Annotated in this window: 13 protein-coding genes and 1 pseudogene; 2 read left to right on the forward strand and 12 right to left on the reverse strand. The window is 72.9% G+C overall.

Features of this window, described 5'->3' with window-relative positions; all coding sequences use genetic code 11:
- Nucleotides 1-8 precede the first annotated feature (8 nt).
- Nucleotides 9-3,824, forward strand: coding sequence for an adenylate/guanylate cyclase domain-containing protein (locus ACIB24_RS05000; protein ID WP_398276010.1), 3,816 nt, complete (start codon nt 9-11; stop codon nt 3,822-3,824).
- Here ACIB24_RS05000 and glsA read toward each other — a convergent pair.
- From glsA to hutH, 6 genes are all read right to left on the reverse strand, one after another.
- The gene (gene glsA / locus ACIB24_RS05005; protein ID WP_398276013.1) at nt 3,805-5,592 is read right to left on the reverse strand and encodes a glutaminase A; all 1,788 of its coding nucleotides are present in this window, start codon (nt 5,590-5,592) and stop codon (nt 3,805-3,807) included. The two genes, ACIB24_RS05000 and glsA, sit on opposite strands and share 20 nt — an antisense overlap.
- Before the next feature lie 245 nt (nt 5,593-5,837).
- On the reverse strand, nt 5,838-6,995 hold the full coding sequence (gene hutI / locus ACIB24_RS05010; protein WP_398276016.1) for an imidazolonepropionase: 1,158 nt from the start codon (nt 6,993-6,995) through the stop codon (nt 5,838-5,840).
- Between the two features lies 1 nt (nt 6,996).
- Nucleotides 6,997-8,334, reverse strand: a complete 1,338-nt coding sequence (locus ACIB24_RS05015; protein ID WP_398276019.1) for a formimidoylglutamate deiminase — start codon at nt 8,332-8,334, stop codon at nt 6,997-6,999.
- A gap of 4 nt (nt 8,335-8,338) precedes the next feature.
- Entirely contained in the window at nt 8,339-9,556 is a 1,218-nt protein-coding gene (locus ACIB24_RS05020; RefSeq protein WP_398276022.1) for an allantoate amidohydrolase, read from the reverse strand.
- Nucleotides 9,553-11,211, reverse strand: coding sequence for a urocanate hydratase (hutU, locus tag ACIB24_RS05025; RefSeq protein WP_398276025.1), 1,659 nt, complete (start codon nt 11,209-11,211; stop codon nt 9,553-9,555). The genes ACIB24_RS05020 and hutU overlap by 4 nt, the downstream gene beginning before the upstream one ends.
- Before the next feature lie 22 nt (nt 11,212-11,233).
- Nucleotides 11,234-12,778 (reverse strand): histidine ammonia-lyase, encoded by a 1,545-nt coding sequence (hutH, locus tag ACIB24_RS05030; protein WP_398276028.1) that lies wholly within the window; start codon nt 12,776-12,778, stop codon nt 11,234-11,236.
- Between the two features lie 155 nt (nt 12,779-12,933).
- On the opposite strand from hutH, the gene ACIB24_RS05035 reads away from it, so the two are divergent.
- Complete coding sequence (locus ACIB24_RS05035; protein WP_398276031.1) at nt 12,934-13,695, forward strand: IclR family transcriptional regulator; 762 nt, start codon at nt 12,934-12,936, stop codon at nt 13,693-13,695.
- Between the two features lie 266 nt (nt 13,696-13,961).
- Here the strand turns inward: ACIB24_RS05035 and ACIB24_RS05040 are convergent, their stop codons facing one another.
- The 6 genes and pseudogenes from ACIB24_RS05040 to ACIB24_RS05065 all read right to left on the reverse strand — a co-directional run.
- The gene (locus ACIB24_RS05040) at nt 13,962-14,879 is read right to left on the reverse strand and encodes an ABC transporter substrate-binding protein (RefSeq protein ID WP_398276034.1); all 918 of its coding nucleotides are present in this window, start codon (nt 14,877-14,879) and stop codon (nt 13,962-13,964) included.
- Nucleotides 14,880-14,968: 89 nt separating this feature from the next.
- Nucleotides 14,969-15,721: an ABC transporter permease gene (locus tag ACIB24_RS05045; RefSeq protein ID WP_398276037.1), complete on the reverse strand. Its 753-nt coding sequence runs from the start codon at nt 15,719-15,721 to the stop codon at nt 14,969-14,971.
- Complete coding sequence (locus ACIB24_RS05050; RefSeq protein WP_398276775.1) at nt 15,718-16,362, reverse strand: ABC transporter permease; 645 nt, start codon at nt 16,360-16,362, stop codon at nt 15,718-15,720. The genes ACIB24_RS05045 and ACIB24_RS05050 overlap by 4 nt, the downstream gene beginning before the upstream one ends.
- A complete protein-coding gene (locus ACIB24_RS05055; protein ID WP_398276040.1) occupies nt 16,362-17,477 on the reverse strand; it encodes an ABC transporter ATP-binding protein in 1,116 nt (371 codons plus the stop codon). Before ACIB24_RS05055 ends, ACIB24_RS05050 begins: the two co-directional genes overlap by 1 nt.
- Nucleotides 17,474-17,959 carry an IclR family transcriptional regulator domain-containing protein gene (locus tag ACIB24_RS05060; RefSeq protein ID WP_398276043.1) on the reverse strand — a complete coding sequence of 162 codons (486 nt, stop codon included), beginning with the start codon at nt 17,957-17,959 and terminating at the stop codon, nt 17,474-17,476. The genes ACIB24_RS05055 and ACIB24_RS05060 overlap by 4 nt, the downstream gene beginning before the upstream one ends.
- A 48-nt stretch (nt 17,960-18,007) precedes the next feature.
- Nucleotides 18,008-18,166 (reverse strand): annotated as a pseudogene (locus tag ACIB24_RS05065) (helix-turn-helix domain-containing protein); the annotation flags it as partial.
- Nucleotides 18,167-18,345: the final 179 nt, after the last annotated feature.

Genomic DNA, 18,345 nt, shown 5'->3' on the forward strand with positions numbered 1-18,345 from the left:
ATCATCAGATGAGCGACCGCGGGCCCGTAGGGGCGCAGCTACCCCTGCGCCCCTACGTGCCGCGCCTGGTCATCGACTGGTTGTCCGGCCACCCGGAGCAGGAGTACCGGCGTCTCGACGCCACGCTCGTGTTCGCCGACATCTCCGGGTTCACCGCCCTCACCGAACGGCTGTCGCGGCGGGGCAAGGTCGGGGCCGAGGAGATGGGCGACCTGCTCAACGCCACGTTCGAGCAGTTGCTCGGGGTGGCCTACGCGTACGGTTGCATGCTGCTGAAGTGGGGCGGGGACGCCGTCCTGCTCTCGTTCACGGGGCCCGGCCATGCCGGCCGGGCGGCGCGGGCCGCCCAGGCCATGCAACGCACGATCCGGACGGCGGGCCGCCTGGAGACCTCGGTGGGCACGGTCCGCCTGGGCATGAGCATCGGCGTGCACAGCGGCCCGGTCGACGCCTTCCTGGCCGCGACCCCGCGCCGCGAGCTGCTGGTGCTCGGCCCGGCCGCCACCGCCGTCACCACCATGGAGAAGTACGCCGAGCGCGGTGAGGTGCTGCTGTCGCCCGGGGCGGTGGCCGCGCTGGTGGCCGAGGGGCACCCGGCGCCGGGGGCCGTCTCCGGGCCGGGTTTCCTGCTCGAGGCGACGCTGGACGTCGACCCGTCGCCGGCCGTGACCCCTGCCGACATCACGGGTCTCGACCTCACCGCCGCGCTCGACCCGTCCCTGTGCGACCACCTGCTGGGTGGCGTGGTGGCGCCCGAACACCGGCACATCGCGGTCGGTTTCGTCGAGTTCTCGGGCGTGGACGCGGTGCTGGACGCCGGGGGGCCGGACGCGTTGCTGCCGCAGTTGCAGGCGCTGCTGACCCGGGCTCAGGACGTGGTGGCCGCCCAGCAGATCACATTGCTGTCCACGGACGTCAACGCCGACGGCGGGAAGATCATCCTGATCTCGGGCGCGCCCCGCGCGACCGGCGACGACGAGACCCGGGTGCTGGCCGCCGTCCAACAGATCGTCGCCGGAAGTGCCGGCGGCGTAGGCGATCTCCGGCTGCGCGCCGGGGTGAACCACGGCGCGGTCTTCGCCGGCGACTACGGCCCGGCCTACCGCCGGGTGTACTCCATCGCCGGTGACTGCGTGAACCTGGCGGCCCGGCTGATGGCCTCGGCCGAACCCGGCGAGGTCCGCGTGATGCCGTCGGTGCTGGAACGCTCGCGGACCCGTTACGCGACCACCGAGTTGCCGCCGTTCGCGGCCAAGGGCAAGGCCGAGCCGGTGCGTTCGCTGCGGTTGGGTCGACCGCTCGGCGAGGTCGAGTCCGCCGACGAGCGGGGTCCGCTGATCGGCCGCGACCGTGAGCTCGGGGTGCTGCACGATGCGCTGCGAACGGCGATCGCGGGCACCGGCCGGGTGATCGAGCTGGTCGGCGACCGGGGGATGGGCAAGTCCCGTTTGGTGGCCGAGTTCTGTTCCACGGCAGGGGTGCCCGTGTTGCGCGCCCGCGGCGAGACCTACGCCGGTGCGACCCCGTACACGCCCTGGCGGCGGCTCCTGCGGGCCCGGCTCGGGGTGGGCGACGACGAGGCGGCGATCGTGGAGCGGCTGCGGGCCCTGGCCGGTGAGGTGGAGCCCTGGCTGCCGCTGATCGGCATCGTGGCCGGTGTCGAACTGCCCGCCACACCCGAGGTCGACGCCCTGGACGCGAAGTTCCGCAAGGCTCGTCTCGAACAGGTGATGTGCCGGTTCCTGGAGCAGCTGGTGGGTGAACCGGCCCTGATCTGCCTCGAGGACGTGCACCTGATGGACGCCGCGTCGCACGACCTGCTGAAGGCCGTCGCGGCGACCGCCGCCGGGCAGCCCTGGCTGGTGATGGGCACCCGGACCACCGAGGGTGTGGGCCGCCTGACCGAGGCCGGCGCCCGTGAGCTACGGCTCGAACCCCTCTCCGAGGCGGCCGCTCTCGAGTTCCTCACCTCCAGCACGACGACGGCGCCGATCGCCCCGCACCGGATGGCGGCGATCCTGCGCCGGGCGTCCGGGAACCCCCTGTACCTGCGCGAGATCGTGCTGGCCGTGCTGGCCGGCGGCGACCCGGACGACCTGCCCACGTCCGTCGAGGCGCTGGCCGCGGCCCACGTCGACCGGTTGGCCCCGACCGACCGTCAGGTACTGCGGACCGCCGCCGTGCTGGGCAACGACGTCGAACTGGCGCTGCTGCACGAGCTGCTGGAACCGGCCGCCCCCGAGCAGGTCCCGGACCACTCGCTCGACCTGAGCGCCCTGCACGAGTTCCTCCGCCCCGCGCGGCCCGGGTGGCTGGCGTTCGAACACCAGGTGCTGCGGGAGGTGGCCTACGAGGGCCTGCCCTACTCGCGGCGCACGGCACTGCACGCCCGGGCCGCCGAGGCGATCACGGCCGCCTCGAGCGACGGCGGCCGTTCCAGCTCCGCCCTGCTGTCGATGCACTACCGGGCCGCCGGGGCGTTCCAGAAGGCCTGGCGCACTGCGATGGTCGCGGCCACCGAGGCCCGCGCCCAGTACGCCCTGGCCGACGCCGTCACCCTGTACCGGCGCGGCCTGGCCGCGGCGGAGCACCTCCCGAACCTGGCCGTCGGCTACCGGATCGACGCCTGGGAGGCGCTGGGCGACGTCCACTACGACCTCGGCGACTTCGCCGAGGCCGACGCCGCCTACCGGAAGGCCTGGCGGCTGCTGGGTTCTCAACCGTTGCGGATGGCCGGGTTGCGGTTGCGCATCGCCAAGGTGCACGAGCGGGCCGGGGAGCTGCGCCGGGCTCTCGGCTGGCTGACCCGGGCCCGGGCCGACCTGGACGGCCTCGAGGGCCCCGAACCGGACCGGTTGCGCGCCCGCCTGGCCGCCCGGTACGCCTGGGTGCGCTCGATCCAGGGCAACACCGACCAGGCGCTGGAGTGGGCCCGGCGCGCCGAGGAGGAGGCTCTCGACTCGCGTGAGGACGGCGCGCTGGCCATCGCGCTGCGGGTGCTGGACGTGGTCGACCTGCACCGCGGCGAGATCCCCGAACGTCCGCGGGTTCTCGAGGCGGTCCGGCTGCTGCGGGCGCTCGGCGAACGCATCGAGGTCGGGCACGCGCTGGCCCAGCTGGGCGTCCTGCTCTACTTCCGGGGCAACTGGACCGAGGCCGTCGAGCGGTACACCCAGGCGCGGGCCACGTTCCTGGAGGCCGGCGACCAGTGGAACGCCGCCACGATGTCGGCCAACCTCGCCGAGGTGCTCGTCGACCAGGGCGAGGACGCCGCCGCCCTGGACCTGCTGGAGCCCGCGATGCGGATCTGGCAGGCCAACGGGCTGCTGTCCGAGATCGCCTTCGGCCGCACGCTGCTGTGCCGGCTCGCCGCCCGCGCCGGGGACCTGGCCACGGCCCTGGAGCACGCGACCGCGGCCGGGGACTTCTATGTCGAGTCCGGTGAGAAGGCGCAGGCCTGGCTGGCCGACGTCCTGCGGGCCGAGGCCCACCTGCTCTGCGGTGACCCGGCGACGGCGCTGACCGTCCTCGGCGGCCTGCCCGGTCCGGGTGGCGACTCCGATCTCTGGGCGGCGTTGACGGAGCGGGTCCGTGGCGAGGCGCTCGCCCGGCTCGGTGAACCGGACGGCGCGCGGGAGGCTCTGCTGGCCGGCCTGGAGTCGGCGCGCAGCCGCAAGGCCGATCACGAGGTCGCGTACGCCCTGGCCGCGCTGCTGCGGCACGATCTGGTGCCCGCGGACGACGTCGAGACCTACCGGGCCGAGTGCGACCTGATCACAGGTCGCCTCGGCATCCGCCACGAGCTCAGTCCCGCAACGCGCTGATCTCCCGGTTGGCGCTGCGCAGCCGCTCGGCCAGGGTGCGGGCCATCGCCTGGTAGAGCTGCCCGACGACGTCCGGGCGGGACACCCGCAGGGCGGCCAGGTCGGTGAGCATCAGCGACTGGGTGACCATCTCGGTGTCGGCGACGACCCGTGACGAGCGCGTCCCGCCGTCGAGGGCGGCGAGGTCGCCGAACGCCGACCCGGCGGCGACGGTGGCCAGCCGCGTCCACCGGCGCCCGTCGTCCCCGGAGAGCACGACGGCGGCCTCGCCGGAGGAGATGAAGTAGATCGCGTCCGCCTCCTCGCCCTCGTCGAAGACGATCTCGCGCGGCTTGAACGTGGTCTCGACCAGCAGGGGAGCGATGGCGCCCAACGCCTCCTCGGTCATCCCGGCCAGCAGCTCCTGCTCCGCCAGCGGCACGGAAGCCGTGCTCTCCGAGGGGTGTTCGCCCTCGGTGAGCAGCTCGTTCTCGGCCCATTCCAGTGCCTCGTCGAGGTCGTCGAACCCGACGGCGCCCTCGGACTCCATGAGCTCCCGCAGGGTGAGCTCCGGGCTGGCGATGACGGCGGTCACCTTGCCCTCCGAGCCTCGCTGCCGGACCAGGTCGGTCAACAGCCGGGCCGCGGCCGTGTCGGTCTGGGTGACCCGGTGCAGGTCGATGACCGCCCACTGGCACCCATTGTCGGACAGCACCTTCCGCATCAGCGTCTCGGCGGTGAGGAACGTCTGGTCGGACAGCAGCTCGAAGACCACGATGCGCGAACCGCTCTCGGTCAACGTGTCGAGCTGGGCGGCCGAACGCACACGCTTGGAGCGGATGTCGGCGCCCGTGCGCCGGCGCAGCGCGGGCGGCCCGGTGCTGGCGTCGGCCCGCAGCACGTGCAGGCCGAGCCGCTGGGACAGCTCCTCGCAGGCGGCGATCCCACGCACGCTGTTGCCCCGCCGGTCGAGCCGGGGGCTGTAGAGGCCGATCCCGAGCCGCTGGCTGAGCGCCACCGCGATGCCGCCGCTCACGCCGCTCTTGGCGGGCAGCCCGACCCGGTACATCCACTCGCCCGCGTAGTCGTACATGCCGCACGTGCTCATCACGGCCAGCACCCGGCTGACGTGCTCCGGCTCGATCGCCACCTCGCCCGTCACGGGGTTGCGGCCACCGTTGGACAGCGTCGCGCTCATCACGGCCAGGTCGCGGGCGGTGACCAGCAGCGAGCACTGCTTGAAGTAGACCTCCAGCACCTCGTCGACGTCCCCCTCGAGGGCGCCCATGGTGCGCATGAAGTAGGCGATGGCCCGGTTCCGGTCACCGGTCTCGTTCTCGGAGTTGTAGACCCGCTCGTCGAGGGTCAGCTCGCGCCCGGCGAACGCGGACAGGGCGTTGCGGATGCGTTCGAACTTCTCCTCGACGCCGGTGCCCTTGACCAGGCTGGCGGCCACGATCGCGCCCGCGTTGACCATCGGGTTGAACGGGCGGGCCGTCTCCTCGTCCACGGTGATGCTGTTGAACGGGTCGCCCGTGGGCTCGACGCCGATCCGCTGCAGCACGCCCTCCAGGCCGTGATCGGCGAGGGCGAGGGCGTAGACGAACGGCTTCGACACCGACTGGATGCTGAACCCGAGCCTCGAGTCGCCCGTCTCGTAGACGTGCCCGTCGAGCGTGGCCAGGCCGATCCCGAACGCCTCCGGGGGCGCGTAGGCGAGCTGCGGGATGTACGTGGCCACCTCGCCGTCCGTGCGCTGCGAGCACACCTCGTGGACCTGGGACAGCATGTGGTCCACGGGACCAACGGCGCGGATCCGTTGCAGGGCAGCTCACTCCTTCTGGGCACACGTTCGCTCAGCCGGCAGCGTTGCCGCGGCGGGTCACGTTAGGGCGGCGGGTGCAACGCGAGCGCAACGTCACGTCCCGTCGTCGATCATGCGCAAACGCATCACCCCTGCGCCGATCATGCGCAAACGCATCATGCGTTTGCGCATGATCGACGGTCAGGTGCTGCGTTTGCGCATGATCAACTTCAAAGGGAGTGGGCGGTCGGGACGCCGGGGCGGTAGGCCAGGTGCAGGTGGCTCGGGGCGTCCAGGAGCGCGAGGTCGGCCCGCGCTCCGTGGCCGATCCGGCCGACGTCGTCGCGGCGCAGCGCCCGGGCCCCGCCCGCCGTGGCCGCCCACAGCGCCTCGCCCGGTGTCATCCCCATCTCCCGTACGGCCAGCGCGATGACGAACGGCATCGACGAGCTGTAGCAACTGCCCGGGTTGCAGTCGGTGGCCAGCGCGACGGTCACCCCGGCGTCCAGCAGCCGCCGGGCCGGCGGGTACGGCGAGCGGGTCGAGAACTCGACGGCCGGCAGGAGGGTGGCGACCGTCGTCCCGCCCGCCAGGGCGTCGACGTCCGCGTCGCTCAGGTGGGTGCAGTGGTCGACGCTGGCCGCGCCGTGCTCGACCGCCAGTCGGACGCCGGGGCCCGCGGACAGCTGGTTGCCGTGCACCCGCAGTCCGAGGCCGGCCGCGGCGGCGGCCCCGAGCACGGCGGCCGACTCGTCCCCGTCGAAGGCGTGCGGGCTGGCCGGCTCGCAGAACACGTCCGCCCAGCGGGCGTGCGGCGCGCACGCCTCGAGCATGGGCCCGGTCACCAGCGCCACGTACTCGTCGCGCCGCTGCGCGTACTCGGGCGGGACGACGTGCGCCCCCAGGTAGGTCGTCTCGCCGGTGACCCGGCGCGCGATCCGCAGGAGCCGGGCCTCCTGCTCGACGTCCAGCCCGTAGCCGGACTTCACCTCGACCGTCGTGGTGCCCTGGGACCGGAGTTCCGTGACGAGCCGGCGCAGGTTGGCCAGCAGTTCGTCGTCGGTGGCCGCGCGGGTGGCGGCGACCGTACGGGCGATGCCGCCGCCGGTGTACGGCTCGCCGCTCATCCGGGCCGCGAACTCGTCCGCCCGGTCGCCCGCGAACACCAGGTGGGTGTGGGAGTCGACGAAACCCGGGACGACGCAACGGCCCTCGACGTCGTACACGTCGTCGGCGGCCTGGTCGCGCCCCTCGGCGGCGGTGCCGACCCAGCCGATCCGGTCGCCGTCGACCAGCAGCGCCGCGTCGCGGACGATGCCGAGCGGGCCGGGCCCGAGCTCGGGGTCGTTCGTGACCAGCTCGCCGATGTTGGTGACCAGCATGCTCATCTCAGTTCTCCCACAACGGTTCGATGGCCTCGCTCAGCAGCCGGCCGACGTCGCCCAGTACGTGCTGCCCGTCGGCGACGATCAGTCGCCCGCCGCTGACCACGGTGTCGACGTCGGCGGCTCCCGCCACCGGGACGACCTGGTCGGGGCGGGCGCCCGCGGTGCGCGGGGTGTCGAGGCGGACGGCGACCAGATCGGCCCGGGCGCCGGGCTCCAGGCGCCCCGCGTGGGGCTGACCGCAGGCGCGGTGCCCCGCGACCGTGAGGGCGTCGACGAGTTCCACCGGGGTGAACCGGCCGCGGCCGAGACTGGCCAGCCGCTCACCCATTTCGAGCGCCCGGGCCTCGCCGAGCAGGTCGTTGACGGCGTGCTGGTCGGAGCCGAGAGCCAGGGCGACGTGGCCGTCGGCCAGGGCGCGCGCGGGGCCGATGCCGTCGGCCAGGTCCTGCTCGGTGGTCGGGCAGAAGCAGGCGGTCGCGCGGGCCGCCCCGAGGGTGTGGACGTCGCCCGGGGTCAGGTGCGTCGCGTGCACGGCGACGAAAGGACCCTCCAGCAGGCCGTTCTCGGCCAGCAGTCCGACGGGGGTCAGGTCGTGGACGGCGTGGCAGGCGTCGTTCTCGGCCGGCTGCTCGCTCACGTGCGCGTGTACGGGGACTTCGGGGGTCAGCTCCCGGCCCACCTCGCCGACGCGGCGCAGGGCGGCGGGCGGCACGGCCCGGACGCTGTGCGCGGCCACCCCGACCGTCAGCCCGGGCGGGGGCCTCTCGGCCAGCTGCGCAACCCGGGCGGCCCAGGCGTGCTCGCTGCCGTCGGAGAACCGGGCCTGCACGCCGACCGGTCGCAGGTAGCCCGAGGAATCGAGACCGCCCGCCAGGTAACAGGTGTCGAGCAGGGTCAGGTGGACGCCCGCGTCGGCCGCGGCCTGGGCGAGGGCGGTGGCCATCGCGTTCGGGTCGGCGTACGGCACGCCGTCCGGCCCGTGGTGCAGGTAGTGGAATTCCGCGACGCTCGTCACCCCGCCCAGGGCCAGTTCGGCGTAGCAGGCCCGGGCGAGTGCGAGATACGAGTCGGGCTGGAGTCTCTCGGCGACGGCGTACATGCCCTCGCGCCAGGTCCAGAAGGAGCCGCCGTCGGCGTGGGTGCGTCCGCGGAGCGCGCGGTGGAAGGCATGGCTGTGGGCGTCGGCCAGCCCGGGCAGGACGATGCCCGGCAACCGGCGGTCGCCGGGCTGCGGGTCGACGCCCACCGTGACGGAGGCGAGGCGGGCGCCGTCCACCTCGATCCGGACCCGGGCCGCCGGTCCGGCCGGCAGCCAGGCGTGCTCGCACCAGAAGTCCACGCCGTCAACCGATCCCGGCCCCGGCGAGCTCGCGCAGCACGGCGGTCAGAGCGGTCACCCCGGCCAGGCAGTCGTCCCGCTCGGCGAACTCCGCGGGCGAGTGCGACACCCCGGTCGGGTTGCGCACGAACAGCATCGCGGCCGGGACGCCGGCCGCCGCCAGGATGCCGGCGTCGTGGCCGGCCCCGGTACCCAGCAGCGGCATCCGGCTCGTCCCGAGTCCCTCGGCCGCGGCGGTCGCGACCCGCCGGCTCAGATCGGCGTCGAACTCGGTGGCGCCCGTCCAGGACTCCTCCGCGACCAGGGCCCCCGCCGCCGCGGCGGCCTTGGCCAGATCGGTTACCAGGCCGAGCACCTCGACCTCTTCGGGCGCCCGGGCGTCCAGCCACGCCCGGACCCGCGACGGGATGGCGTTCACCCCGTTGGGGTCGACCAGCACCTTGCCGAAGGTGGCGACCGCGTCGTAGGTGCCCATGGCCAGCTGCCGGGCGGCGAGCACCGCATTGGCGTAGTCGATCATCGGGTCCTTGCGGTCGGCCAGCCGGGTCGTGCCCGCGTGGTTGGCCTCGCCGAGGAACTCGAAGCGCCAGCGGCCGTGCGGCCAGATGGCGGTGGCCACCCCGACCGGGGACCCGTCGTCCACCAGCGCCCGGCCCTGCTCGACGTGCAGCTCGACGAAAGAGCTGATCCGACGCAGGGCCTCGTCGTCCCGGCCGAGGTGGTCGGGGTTCAGCCCGGCCCCGCGCATCGCCGCGCCGAGCGCCGTCCCGTCGCCGTCCGTGAGCCCGGCCGCCCGCTCGGGGGTCAGCGCTCCGGTGATCACCCGGGAACCGGCGCAGGCGACTCCGAACCGGGCGCCCTCCTCGTCGGCGAAGTTCACCACGCCGAGCGGCCGCGCCGGCCGGAACCCCTCGCCCTGCAACGCCTCCACGGCGGTCAACGCCGAGACCACGCCCAGCGGCCCGTCGAACGCACCGCCGTCCGGGACCGAGTCGAGGTGGCTCCCGGTGACGACGCCCGGCCCGTCGGCGTCGGGGTCGCCCCACCACGCCCATTGATTACCGGCCCGGTCCACCGTCAGCGACAGCCCCAGCCGGTCGGCCTCACCCGCGAACCACTCACGCAGGACCGCGTCCTCGGACGTCCAGGCGTACCGGCGGTAGCCGCCGCCGGCCGCGCGCCCGAGCGGCTCGAGGTCCGCCCAGCGTCGTTCGAAGCTCATACCTCTTCCCGCATCGGGACGCGCACGCCCCGCTCGCGGGCCACGTCGTCGGCGAGGTCGTAGCCTGCGTCGACGTGCCGGATGACACCCATGCCCGGGTCGTTGGTCAGCACGCGCTCCAGTTTGGCAGCGGCCAGCGGGGTGCCGTCGGCGACACTCACCTGACCGGCGTGCAGCGACCGGCCGATGCCGACCCCGCCGCCGTGGTGGATCGACACCCAGCTCGCGCCGGAAGCCGTGTTGACCAGCGCGTTCAGCAGAGGCCAGTCGGCGATCGCGTCGGAACCGTCGGCCATGCCCTCGGTCTCGCGGTACGGCGAGGCCACGCTGCCGGCGTCGAGGTGGTCGCGGCCGATCACGATCGGAGCCTTCAGGCTGCCGTCGGCGACCATCTCGTTGAAGCGGGCACCCGCCTTGTCCCGTTCGCCGTAACCGAGCCAGCAGATCCGGGCGGGCAGGCCCTGGAACGCGACCCGCTCCCCGGCCGCGCGGATCCAGCGGTGCAGGTGGTCGTTGTCCGGGAACAGGTCGAGCACCGCCCGGTCGGTGGCTGCGATGTCGGCCGGGTCGCCGGAGAGCGCCGCCCAGCGGAACGGCCCCTTGCCCTCGCAGAACAGCGGTCGGATGTAGGCCGGGACGAATCCCGGGAACGCGAACGCCCGCTCGTAGCCGCCTTGGCGGGCCTCGTCGCGGATCGAGTTGCCGTAGTCGAACACCTCGGCCCCGGCGTCCTGGAACCCGACCATCGCCTCGACGTGCTTGGCCATGCTGGCCCGGGCGCGGTCGGTGAACTCCTCGGGCTTCTTCGCCGCGTAGTCGGGCCAGTCGCCGAGGTCGACGCCCTCGGGGAGGTACGACAGCGGGTCGTGGGCGCTGGTCTGGTCGGTCACGATGTCGATCTCGACGCCGCGGCGCAGCAGCTCGGCGAACACTCCTGCGCAGTTGCCGACCACGCCGACCGAGAGGGCCCGCTTCTCGCGCTTGGCGTCCAGGCACCGGACGATCGCGTCGTCCAGATCGTCGGCCACCTCGTCGAGGTAGCGGTGTTCCACCCTGCGGTGCAGGCGGGTGGGGTCGACGTCGACGATCAGGCAGACCCCGCCGTTGAGAGTCACGGCCAGTGGCTGCGCGCCGCCCATGCCGCCGGCCCCGCCCGTGAGGGTCAGCGTTCCGGAAAGGGTTCCGTGGAAACGCTTCTCGGCGACGGCCGCGAAAGTCTCGTACGTGCCCTGCAGGATGCCCTGGGTGCCGATGTAGATCCATGATCCCGCGGTCATCTGCCCGTACATCGTGAGCCCGAGCTTCTCCAGCCGGCGGAACTCCGGCCACGTGGCCCAGTCACCGACCAGGTTCGAGTTGGCGATCAGTACCCGCGGCGCCCACTCGTGCGTGCGCATCACGCCGACCGGGCGCCCCGACTGGACGAGCATCGTCTCGTCGTCCTTCAACGTGGTCAACGTGCGGACCATCGCGTCGAAGCTCTTCCAGTCCCGCGCCGCGCGTCCGGTGCCGCCGTAGACGACCAGGTCGTCCGGGCGTTCCGCCACCTCGGGGTCGAGGTTGTTCATCAGCATCCGCAGCGGGGCCTCGGTCTGCCAGCTGCCGGCGGTCAGGGTGGTGCCGCGGGCTGCGCGGACTGGGCGGGCGCCTTCCATTGTCATTCTCCTTGAACGGTTCTCAGGCCAGAGGCCCGGTGACGGTCTCGGCGGCCCGGCGCAGGGCGCCGGAGCTGAGCAGTTCGACGGTGCGCTCGATGTCCGGTGCGAGGTAGCGGTCCGGGCCGGGCCCGGGGACGACGTCCCGCAGCGCGGCGCGTACCGCGCCCGTTGCGGGGGCGGGCCCGAGCGGGGCGCGCAGGTCGAGAGCGCGGGCCGCGGTGAGGATCTCGATCGCGATCACCCGGCGCAGCCCGTCGACGGCCCGGCGCAGCTTGCGGGCCGCGGCCCAGCCCATCGAGACGTGGTCCTCCTGCATGGCGCTGCTCGGGATCGAGTCGACGGACGCCGGGGCCGCGAGCCGCTTGAGCTCGCTCACGATCCCGGCCGCCGTGTACTGAGCGATCATCAGGCCGGAGTCGACCCCGGGCCGGTCGGCGAGGAACGGGGTGAGCCCGGCGTTGCGATGCGCGTCGAGGTGCCGGTCGACCCGCCGTTCCGCGATCGAGGCCAGGTCGGCCACCGCGATGGCCAGGAAGTCGAGCACGTAGGCGACGGGGGCGCCGTGGAAGTTGCCGTTCGACTCGACCCGCCCGTCGGTGGTCAGCACCGGGTTGTCGATCACGGCGGCCAGCTCGCGGTCGGCCACGGTGGCCGCGTGGGCGAGCGTGTCGCGGGCGGCGCCGTGCACCTGCGGGGAGCAGCGCAGCGAGTAGGCGTCCTGCACGCGGGTGCAGGCGGCCGGGTCCCGGTGGCTGGCCATGATCGCCGAATCCGCCAGAAGCGCGCGCAGATTCGCGGCCGAGGCGGCCTGTCCCGGATGGGGTCGCAGGGCCTGCAGGTCGGCGGCGAACACCGCGTCGGTGCCCAGCAGCGCCTCGACACTCATCGCCGCCGCCACGTCGGCCTCGACCAGCAGCTGTTCGAGATCGGCCAGCGCCAGCACCAGCTGGCCCAGCATCCCGTCGGTGCCGTTGATGAGGGCCAGTCCCTCCTTCTCGGCGAGCGTCACGGGGGTCAGCCCGGCCCCGGCGAGCGCGTCCGCGGCGGCCGAGCGGTCGCCGTCCGGCCCCCGCACCTCGCCCTCGCCGATCAGGGCCAGCGCGACGTGCGCGAGCGGCGCGAGGTCGCCCGAGCAGCCGAGCGACCCGTACTCGAGAACGACTGGGGTGAGGCGCTTGTCGAGCAGCCCGGCGTACCCGGCGGCGGTCCGCGGGTGCACGCCGGTACGCCCGCTGGCCAGCGTCGACAGCCGCAGCAGCATCATGGCCCGCACGACCTCGGTCTCCACCTCGGCGCCACTGCCCGCGGCGTGCGAGCGGATCAGTCCGAGCTGCAGCGCCGCACGGTCCTCGACCGGGATGGACAGCGTGGCCAGGGCCCCGAACCCGGTCGATATGCCGTAGTGCGGCTCGACGTCGTCGGCCAGCTTCTCGATCACCGCGCGTCCCGCCGCGACCGCCCGCTCGGCGTCGGCGCTCAGCCGCACCCCGGCGCCGTGCCGGGCCACGGCGAGCACGTCGTCCCTGCTCACCGGGCCGGTGCCGACCTCGACCGTCTCGCTCATGCCCTTCATCGAACCCCTAGGACCCCGCGCGGGGCGAGACCGCCACACCCGATACTGTCTGAGATCCGAGACACCCACTTCGGTCGTGATCATGCAGAAACCTCGATTTCGATCGCGGCGGCGGGTGGGCGCGTTCGAGAAGTCGAGGTTTCTGCATGATCACGACGAATGTGCCGGGGGCGACCAGGGCGTTGCAGGCGCTGCGGGTCCTGGCCGCGACGGGCCCCATGCCGGCCACCCACATCGCGCGCTCCCTCGGCCTGCCCCGCAGCACGACCTACCACCTGCTGAACGCCATGACCGAGCAGGGTTTCGTCGTCCACCTGCCCGAGGAGCGGCGCTACACGCTGGGTCTGGCCGCGTTCGAGATCGGCACCGCCTACACCCGGCACGGGTCGCTGCAGCGGCTGGCCCGCCCGGTACTGGCCCGGCTGGTCGACGGGCTGCACGAGAGCGCCCACCTGGCCGTTCTGCACGGTCGCGAGGTGCTCTACCTGATCGAGGAACGCGCGCCCGGCCGCCCGCCACTGGTCACCGACGTCGGCGTCCGGCTGCCGGCCCAGCTCACCGCCAGCGGTCGGGCGATGCTCGCCGCGCTCCCGGCCGCGCAGGTCCGGGCCCTGTTCGCGGACGCGGGGGCCTTCGTGCAGCGGCACGAACCCGGTCCGACGACGCTCTCGCAACTGCGCCGGGTGCTCACCCGGGTGCGGGCGGCCGGCGTCGCGCACGAGGACGGCGAGGTCACCCCGGGCTTCGCGTCCGTGGCCTCCGCAGTGCTCGACCCGAGCGGCCACCCGGCGGCCGCCGTCGCCGTCACCTTCGAGACCGAGCGCGTGGACGACGCCGCGCGGCTCGCGCTGGCCTCCGCCGCGTCCCGGGCGGCCACCACGTTGAGCCGCCGCCTCATGGGCCGTTGAGCCTCTGGATGGGCACGAGGCGGGCGCCGATCGTCGACGAGGCAATCTCGTGTGGATACAGCAGCTGAGATTCACTCGTCGACGAATCGGTTGTACAGCCGGACCGTCTCGTCGTGCGTCTCCACCGTCTCGCTGACCCGGACGCGTCGAGGCCCGGCCCTCCGTGCGGGAAGACCGGGCCTCGATTGGTCGTGATCAAGGAACCTTTGAGCTACGGCGCCGGGGTGCCTTCGTCAAAGCGTTCCTTGATCACGGCCACGGTCGGCTTACGCCAGACCGTTCGTGGTCAGCCATTCCTTGGCCACCGTGGCGGTGTCCTGCTTGTCGATGGCGACCTTCTGCATGAGCTCGGTCAGCGTCTCGGTGGTGAGCTTGGCCGAGACCGCGTTCAGGGCCGTCGACACGGTCGGGGTCACCTTCGACTTGGTGATGACCGGGACCACGTTGGCGTTCAGGAACACGTGGTTCGGGTCGCTCAGCAGGACGAACCCGTTCTGTGTGATGCTCGGGTCGGTGGTGAAGAGGTTGGTGGCGTCGACCCGGCCGTTCTTCAGGGCCTTCACGGTCACCGGACCACCGGCGTCCAGCGTGACGAACTTCTTGAACGTCAGGCCGTACTTCGCCTTCAGACCCGGGACGCCGGTGGCGCGGGTCTTCCACTCGGCCGGGCCGCCCAGCGTCAGGTTCTTCGCGTAGGGCGCGAGGTCGGCGATGGACTTCAGCTTGTACTTGTCGGCCGTGGCCTTCGTGACGACCAGACCGTCCGTGTCCTCCGCGGTCGACTGGTCGAGCACCGTGAGCGTCGCCGGCAGCTTCGTCTTCAGGTCGGCGAGGATCTGCTCGGGCGTGGAGGCCCCGGCGTTCTTGTCGTAGTACTGCAGCAGGTAGCCGTTGTACTCGGGCAGCAGGTCGATCGAGCCGTCCTGCAGCGCCTTGAGGTAGACCTCGCGGGACCCGATGTTCAGCTTCTTGCTGACCTTGACGCCCTTGGCCTCCAGCGCGCCGGCGTAGATCTCGGCGAGCAGGATGTTCTCGGGGAAGTTCGCCGAGCCGACGGTGATGGTGTCGGCCGCGGCCGGGCTGGAGCCCGAGTCGGTGCTGAGGGCGTCGGAACCGCCGCAGGCCGTGAGGGCCAGGGCGGAGAGGGCGACGGCGGCCACCACGGCCAACCGGTTGCGGTTCATGGGTTTCTCCTGGTCTTCGAGCCCGTCAGGGACGTCGGGCACGCTGGGTTTCACAGCTACAGGTACTGGCAACCATCCAACAGGACGGGTCAGACAGTCTGTTCGGCGGACACCACACCCTCCCCGCCTGCGGCGGTCAGCGACGGCACGGACGCCGTCGAGCGGTACCGGCCGGAGACGCCGCGCGAGACGACCAGCCGCTGGACGAGCGCCAGCACCAGGTCGAGGGCGAGCGCCATCACGGCCACGAGCAGGGCGCCGGCCGCCATCTGGCCGTAGTCCTGCTGCTGCAGGCCGTCCAGGATCAGTCGCCCGAGCCCCCCGAGCGTTACGGACGCGGCCACGGTGGCGGTCGCCACGATCTGCAGCACCGCGCTGCGCACGCCGGAGATGATCAGCGGCAGGGCGTTGGGCACCTCGACCCGCCACAGCACCTGCCAGCCGGTCATGCCCATCCCGCGGGCGGCGTCCCGGACGGCGGGGTCGACGTTCTCGACCCCCGCGTACGTGTTCGACAGCACCGCAGGCACCCCGAGGACGACGAGCACCAGGAGAGCCGGGCCGAGGTAGGCGAAGTCGCCGCTGAAGTAGCTGCTCGCCCACACGACGACCAGCACCAGCAGGCCGTAGCTGGGCAGCGCCCGCAGGGCGTTGGCCATGCCGGCGATGGCCACCGAACCGCGCCCGGTGTGGCCGATGTACAGCCCGAGCGGCAGGGCGATGACCAGCACCACCAGCAGGGCTCCGAGCGAGTACTCGACATGCTGCACGAGCCGGTGCGGGATGCCGTCCTCGCCCGACCAGTGGGTCGAGTCCTGCAGGTAGGTGATGACGACGTTCATCGCCGCACCACCGCCCGCTGCCACGGCGTCAGCAACCGCCCGCCCAGCACCACCAGCAGGTCGAGGACGACGGCCAGCACCAGGCACAGCAGCACGCCGAGCAGTACCTCACCGGTGTCGAAGAGCCCGAAGCCCTCGGTGAACAGCGAACCCAGCTGGGCGATGCCGATCAGCGCCGAGACCGACACGAGACTGACGTTGGAGACCACCGCCACCCGCAGGCCCGCGACGATCACCGGCACCGCGATCGGCAGGTCGACCTTCAGGAACCGGCCCGGCCCGGTGAAGCCCATCGCCGTGGCCGCCGCGCGGACCTCGGGCGACACGGCCGCCAGCGCGTCGGCCACCACCCGGACCAGCAGGGCCACGGTGTAGACGGTCAGCGCCACCACCACGTTGACGGGGGAGAGGATCTTCGTGCCGATGATCAGCGGCATCAGCACGAACAGGGCCAGCGACGGGATCGTGTACAGCAGCCCGGCCAGGTTCGTCATGGGCGCGTACGTCCAGCGGTAGCGCGCGGCCACCCAGCCCAACGGCAGCGCCACGAGCAGCCCGATCACCACCGGCACCACCGAGAGCCACAGGTGCGACAGCGTGTACCGGGCGACGTCGTCGGGGTGGTCGCGCAGGTAGTCGATCACGAGGCGGCCCCGGCCTGACGGCGTGCGGCCAGTTCCTTCTCGATCGCGGCCACGGCCACCCCGGCGGTGACCGTCCCGACCAGCGCGCCGTCGTCGTCCACCAGCACCCCGCGCCCCGACGGCGAGGACAGGCTCGCGTCGAGGATCGCGCGCAGCGAGCCGGACGCCGGGGCGACCGTCCCGCCGCGGTGCAGCAGGTCCGGCGTCACGGTGGCGGTCACGGCCGCGGCCCGGACCCAGCCGATCGGCTTGCGGGCGTCGTCCACGGCCAGCACCCAGCCGTCGACCGCCGCGGCCTGGACCGCGGCGGCCTCGGCCCCGAGCCCCACGGTCTTCTCGTCCTGCGTGGCCACCGAGCTCGCGGTGGTGAAACCCAGTGCGCGGTAGCCGCGGTCACGCCCGACGAACCCGGCCACGAAGTCGTCGACCGGGTCGTTCAGCAGCACGGACGGCGGCGCGAGCTGGCCGAGCGTGCCGCCCACCTTGAGCACGGCCACCTGGTCGCCGAGCTTCACCGCCTCGTCGATGTCGTGCGTGACGAAGATGATCGTCTTGCCGAGTTCGGCCTGCAGGCGGAGGAACTCGTCCTGCAGTTCGGCGCGGACCACGGGGTCGACGGCGCTGAACGGCTCGTCCATCAGCATCACGGGCGGGTCGGCGGCCAGGGCCCGCGCGACGCCGACGCGCTGCTGCTGCCCGCCGGACAACTGCGCCGGGTAGCGCTTGGCGAAGGTCGTCGAGAGCCCGACCCGCTCCATCAGCTCGAGCGCGCGCGCCCGGGCCTGCTTCTTGTCCTGGCCGAGCAGGTAGGGGACGGTCGCGATGTTGTCCACGATCGTGCGGTGCGGGAACAACCCGGCGTGCTGGATGACGTAGCCGATGCCGCGCCGCAGGGTGGCCGCGTTCACCGCGCCCGTGTCCTGGTCGTCCAGCCAGATGGTGCCGCTGGTCGGCTCGATCATCCGGTTGATCATTCGCAGCGAGGTGGTCTTGCCGCATCCGGACGGCCCGACGAACACCGTGATCTGGCCGGACGGCGCGACCAGGTCGAGCCCGTCGACGGCCACGGTTCCGTCGGGGTACCGCTTGGTCACCGACTCGAATCGGATCACCGGTTGATCACGCTCTTCTCCGTCTCGTGGTCGGGGCCGAGGGCCCCGAGGATGGCCGACACCCCGGCGGCCTCCTGCGCGAGCAGGCGGCCGTAGCGGGCGGCGGTGGGTTCGTCGATCCGGTAGACCGGGCCGACGACGCTGAGGGCGGCCAGCACGCCGCCGGGGTGGTGCACGGGCGCGGCGATCGCCGTCACGTCGACCTCGATGGCCGAACGCAACGTCACGTAGCCGGCGGCCGGGGTCTGGCCGGTGAGGACGGCGCCGACCGCGCTGCCGGCCAGCGGACCGGTGCGCCCGGTCCAGCTGGTGTGCCGCACCGAGTGGGTGCCCTCGACGGTGGCCACGTAGAGCGCGGTGCTGCCCGGGCCGCGGATGCACAGGTACGTGGACTCGCCCGTGGCCTCCACGATGCGGGCCATGGCCGGGCGGGCCACCTCCACGACCGACTGCTGCGAGAACGCCTTGGCCCCCAGCTGCACGAGGTTGGCCCCGGCCCGGTACGAGCCGTCCTCCGCGCGGCTGACGAAGTCGGCGTTCTCCAGGGTGCGCAGCAGGCGTAACGTCGTGCTCGTCGGCAGGCCCGTGCTGCGCGCGCACTCGGTGAGCGAGGGCGCGTCGCTGGCGCAGACCGTCGCCAGGACGGCGAGGGCCCGTTCGACCGTGCGGGTGGGCGCGGACTCGTTGATCGCTCTGCTCTCCGGTGGGGCGGATGGGGCGGCCGTGCGGCGACCGGACCAGTCTCGCCTGCGGGTTGCCGCAGGTGCGGGCTCAACTCTGCACGGTTTGGCAACGAATCTTTAGTCTTCCAGTCAAGATTTCACCAGATGGAAACGGTATGCCGTTGACCGAAACCCCGGGCCGGGGT

The sequence above is a fragment of the Spongisporangium articulatum genome, from assembly GCF_044465595.1.
GTDB lineage: Bacteria > Actinomycetota > Actinomycetes > Actinomycetales > Kineosporiaceae > Spongisporangium > Spongisporangium articulatum.